The following is a 4,717-nucleotide window of genomic DNA, read 5'->3' on the forward strand; positions in this document are numbered from 1 at the left end:
CGTCTGCACCCCGCTGTACCTTGCCGCCTGGCGGCGCAAGATCCCTATCGTCGTCCATGAGGCGAACACCCGGCCAGGGCTCGCGAACATGGTCGGTGCCAGGCTGAGCCAGCACGTCGCCGTCGCGTTCGCCGCCACTCGGCTCCGCGGCGCGCGGCACGTCGGAATGCCAATGCGCCGCGAAATCTCCGGTCTGGACCGGCGCGCTTCCCGCGCCGCCGCCCGCACAGCACTCGGGCTCGAGCAGGACAAACCCACCCTGATCGTCACCGGCGGCTCCTCCGGTGCGCAGAGCATCAACCGTGCCATCGCCGCCTCGGTTGCCGCCCTTGCCGAGGCCGGCATCCAGACCCTGCACATCACCGGGCGGGGCAAGACCGTCCATGACGCCCAGGGCAGGCKGCTGGAGGCACCCGGCTACCGGCAGGTCGAGTACGTGGACGGCATGGAACTGGCCTACGCTGCCGCCGACCTGCTCCTGGCGCGCTCCGGCGCCGCGACCGTCTGCGAGGTCGCCGCCGTCGGCGTCCCCGCGGTTTTTGTCCCGCTTCCGATCGGCAACGGCGAACAGGCGCTGAACGCGGCCGGGCTGGTCGATGCCGGCGCCGCGGTGCTGGTCGAGGACGCGGACTTCGACGCCGGCTGGGTCAGCGGGCACATCGTCCCGCTGCTGCGTGATGCCGCGCAGCTGGACCAGATGGCCGCCGCCGGCGAACAGCTCGGCATCCGGGACGCCGACCGGCAGATGGCCGCCCTGGTCCTCGAGGCCGCGCAGTCCACGACCGGACGGGGCCCTGGCAACAGCGAACCCAGCGCCGGTGGTCCCAGCAAGCGTGAGCAGTGAACGGCAGTGACCTTGAAGAACAGCGGTGACCTTGAACAGCGGTGACCTTGAACAGCAGGCAGGAAGCGGTAGAGCAATGACCCAGGCCCGGAACAGCACCCCGCCGGCCGCCCGTACCCAGGATTCGCTGGGGCGCGTGCACTTCATCGGCATCGGCGGTGTGGGGATGTCCGCCGTCGCCCGCATCATGGTTGCCCGGGGCGTCCCCGTGAGCGGCTCCGACGCCAAGGACCTGCCGGTCATGGCCGAGCTCGCCGCCGCCGGAGCCCGGATCGCCGTCGGCTACGGCGCCGCGAACCTCGGCGATGCGCAGACCGTCGTCGCCGGCTCGGCGATCCGCGCCGACAACCCCGAACTGGCCGCTGCCCGCGCCGCCGGCTTGCCGGTGCTGCACCGCTCCGAGGCACTGGCCGCCACCATGGCGCAGGACACGGCCGTCACGGTGGCCGGCACGCACGGCAAATCCACCACGACGTCGATGATCACCGTGCTCCTGCAGGGCGCCGGGATGGATCCGTCCTTCGCGATCGGCGCCAACGTCCCCGCCCTCGGCGTCAACGCGGCTTCCGGCACGTCCCCGGTGTTCGTCGCGGAAGCCGACGAGTCCGACGGGTCGTTCCTGAACTACCGCCCGCAGATCGCGGTGGTGACCAACGTCGAACCGGACCACCTGGACCACTACGGCACGGCGGAAGCCGTCTACGCCTCGTTCGACCGCTTCGCCGCGCTGCTCCCCGTGGACGGCCTGCTGGTCGCCTGCGCGGACGACGACGGCGCGCGCGCCCTTGCGCTGCGCACCCGCGAACAGGCCCACACCCGGGTCGTCCTCTACGGCACAGCCGCGGACGCGGATGTGAAGCTGCACGACGGCGGCCCGGGCGATGTCTGGATCTCGACGCCGGCGGGACGCTTCGACGTCCAGCTGCAGGTGCCGGGCCGGCACAACGCGTTGAACGCTGCAGCCGCGTTCGCCGTCGCGCTGGAGCTCGGCGTCGCTCCCGAGGCGGCGGCAGGCGCGCTGGCGAACTTCTCCGGGGCCTCGCGCCGTTTCGAATTCAAGGGTCTGGGCCGGGGCGTGCGGGTCTACGACGACTACGCCCACCATCCCACCGAGGTGCACGCTGCCCTCGCCGCGGCCCGATCGGTGGCCGGAGATCACCGGGTCCACGTCTTGTTCCAACCGCATCTGTTCTCCCGGACCCGGGAATTTGCCCATCAGTTCGCAGACGCCCTCAACACGGCGGACACCGCCCTGGTACTGGACATCTATCCGGCGCGGGAAGACCCCATCCCGGGCGTGAGCAGCCAGCTGATCGCTAACCACCTCGGGGACCGCGGCCGGCTCGTGGGGTCCGGTGACGACGCCGTGCAGGCCGTCCTGGAGGTCGCCGCGCCCGGCGACATCGTGCTGACAGTCGGTGCCGGGGACGTCACCGCCTACGGTCCCCGAATCGTTGAGGCGTTGACCCTGGCGGCGCCCGGTGGCTAGCACGCGCGGCCCCGGGTACGGCTCCGGGGGACCGTCGGACGTCATCTCGGCGTCCAAATCGGACACCCCGGCGGCACCAACAGGACCGGGCACGGCAGGAACCGCCTCACCAGGCCCCGGCCGTGGCAATGTGCTGTCTTTCCCCGAGCCGAAGGCCAAACGGCGCCGCCGGATCGTGCTCAGCACGGTGGGGGTGATGGCGGTGTTGATCGCGGGAATCGTGGCAGCCGCCGTCTACTCGCCGTGGTTGGCGCTCCAAACGGTCACGGTGGAAGGTACCCGGATGCTCAGTCCGGACCAGGTCAAGGCCGCGCTGGCTCCGCTGCAGGGCAAGCCGCTGCCGCAGATCAGCGATCAGGACGTCAGCGGCCTGCTGAAGCCGCTCGTCCAGGTCAAGGCGGTCACCACCGAGGCGCGGCCGCCGTCCACCTTGGAGGTAAAGATTACCGAGCGGGTCCCGGTGGCGCTGGTCAAGCAGGCGGACGTCTTCCAGCTGGTGGATGCCGACGGCGTCCAGCTCAGCACCACGCCCGATCCTTCCTCGGTGAAGCTCCCGGTCATCGACGGCGGTGCGGGCGCGCTGCCCCAGGACCTGTTCCATGCCATTACCGCCGTTCTCGGGGCGCTTCCGGCCGACGTGCTCGCGCGGCTCTCCGACGCCTCGGCCAAGTCGGTCGATGCGGTCGAACTCAAGCTGGTGGACGGACAGACCATTGTCTGGGGCAACGAAGGGGAGAAGGAGCTCAAGGCTAAGGTGCTCGCGGCGCTRCTGAAGGCGCCCGCCGATCCGAAAAATCCGGTCCGGGTCTACGACGTCAGTGTGCCGCGGCATCCGGTCACGCGATAGTTGCCAACTACTTACATCGGCGCGCGGCCGGGCGATAGTCCTATAGGTGCCCGGGCCGCGACCGGTGCTGCCCAACCGGCGCTAATAGCGACCCGCGGACACAAACGCTGGGTATTTTCTCGGTATTACCGCGACACGCGGAGCCGGTTATTGAATGTCCCCGGCATAGGAAATAGCGTCACAGACATGAGTTACTTGACATAACTATAACCTTCAACTAGAAGGTTAACCTCTCGGGCTTCAAGCTTGACTCCATCAGTTTTCGCAATAAACACGAACAAGGGACACGTAACGTGGCAGCTCCGCAGAATTACTTGGCCGTCATCAAGGTCGTCGGCATCGGCGGCGGTGGCGTGAACGCAGTCAACCGCATGATCGAAGTCGGTCTTCGCGGCGTCGAATTTATCGCCATCAACACCGACGCGCAGGCGCTGTTGATGAGCGACGCCGACGTCAAGCTCGACGTCGGACGTGAGCTGACCCGCGGCCTTGGGGCCGGTGCGAATCCTGAGGTCGGCAAGCAGGCTGCGGAGGACCACGCCGACGAAATCGAAGAGGTCATCCGGGGCGCGGACATGGTCTTTGTCACCGCTGGCGAAGGCGGCGGCACCGGCACCGGCGGCGCCCCCGTCGTGGCCCGGATCGCCCGCTCGCTGGGCGCCCTGACCATCGGCGTCGTCACCCGCCCGTTCACTTTCGAGGGACGCCGGCGCGCCGGTTCCGCCGAAGCCGGCATCGACGCCCTGCGCGACGAAGTCGACACCCTGATCGTCATCCCGAACGACCGGCTGCTCTCGATCAGCGACCGCAACGTTTCGGTGCTGGATGCCTTCCGTTCCGCCGACCAGGTCCTGCTGTCCGGTGTCCAGGGCATCACCGACCTGATCACCACTCCGGGCCTGATCAACCTTGACTTCGCCGACGTCAAGTCCGTGATGCAGGGTGCGGGCTCCGCACTGATGGGCATCGGCTCGGCCCGCGGCGAAGACCGTGCGGTCAAGGCCGCCGAGTTGGCCATCGCCTCGCCGCTGCTGGAGGCGTCGATTGACGGCGCCCACGGTGTCCTGCTGTCCATCCAGGGCGGCTCGGACCTGGGTCTGTTCGAGATCAACGAGGCCGCCCGCCTCGTTCAGGAAGTCGCCCACCCCGAAGCCAACATCATCTTCGGCGCCGTGATTGACGACGCCCTCGGCGACGAGGCCCGCGTGACCGTGATCGCGGCCGGGTTCGACGACGTCAAGGCCACTTCGCCGTCGATGGACCAGTCGCTGCCCGCTCCGGCGCGGCCCGCCACCCCCGCGCCCGCCCAGGCTCCCGCCTCGGCGCCGGCCCAGCCGCAGCACGCCGGTGTCGGCGCTTCTGGGCTGAGCAACTGGGGTCAGCAGCGTTCGTCGGCATTGCCTGCCGACTCGGGCTTCGACGTCGACCTTCCCTCGGTGGTCGAGCCGGATCTGTCCGGACGCCATTCGGATGACCTSGACGTTCCCGACTTCCTGAAGTAGGCCGCGCGTCCGTTACCGCCAAAGCAGCATGGCAC

The 4,717-nt window shown here is 69.1% G+C and carries 4 protein-coding genes; all 4 read left to right on the forward strand.

Annotation, left to right across the window (positions count from 1 at the left end; translation table 11 throughout):
* On the forward strand, positions 1–844 hold an 844-nt coding region (locus tag AB4Y86_RS12410), incomplete at its 5' end, for a UDP-N-acetylglucosamine--N-acetylmuramyl-(pentapeptide) pyrophosphoryl-undecaprenol N-acetylglucosamine transferase (protein ID WP_441402527.1).
* A 76-nt stretch (positions 845–920) separates the two neighbouring features.
* The gene (gene murC, locus AB4Y86_RS12415) at positions 921–2,333 is read left to right on the forward strand and encodes a UDP-N-acetylmuramate--L-alanine ligase (RefSeq protein WP_441402528.1); all 1,413 of its coding nucleotides are present in this window, start codon (positions 921–923) and stop codon (positions 2,331–2,333) included.
* A complete protein-coding gene (locus AB4Y86_RS12420; RefSeq protein WP_441402529.1) occupies positions 2,326–3,180 on the forward strand; it encodes a cell division protein FtsQ/DivIB in 855 nt (284 codons plus the stop codon). The genes murC and AB4Y86_RS12420 overlap by 8 nt, the downstream gene beginning before the upstream one ends.
* A 293-nt stretch (positions 3,181–3,473) precedes the next feature.
* Positions 3,474–4,682, forward strand: coding sequence for a cell division protein FtsZ (ftsZ, locus tag AB4Y86_RS12425; RefSeq protein ID WP_441402530.1), 1,209 nt, complete (start codon positions 3,474–3,476; stop codon positions 4,680–4,682).
* Positions 4,683–4,717: the final 35 nt, after the last annotated feature.

This window comes from Arthrobacter sp. 2YAF22_2, from assembly GCF_052114645.1.
GTDB lineage: Bacteria > Actinomycetota > Actinomycetes > Actinomycetales > Micrococcaceae > Arthrobacter.

Excerpts from the sequence above, each read along its gene's own strand:
- murC (WP_441402528.1), top strand. The coding sequence starts at position 921 with ATGACCCAGGCCCGGAACAGCACCCCGCCGGCCGCCCGTACCCAGGAT.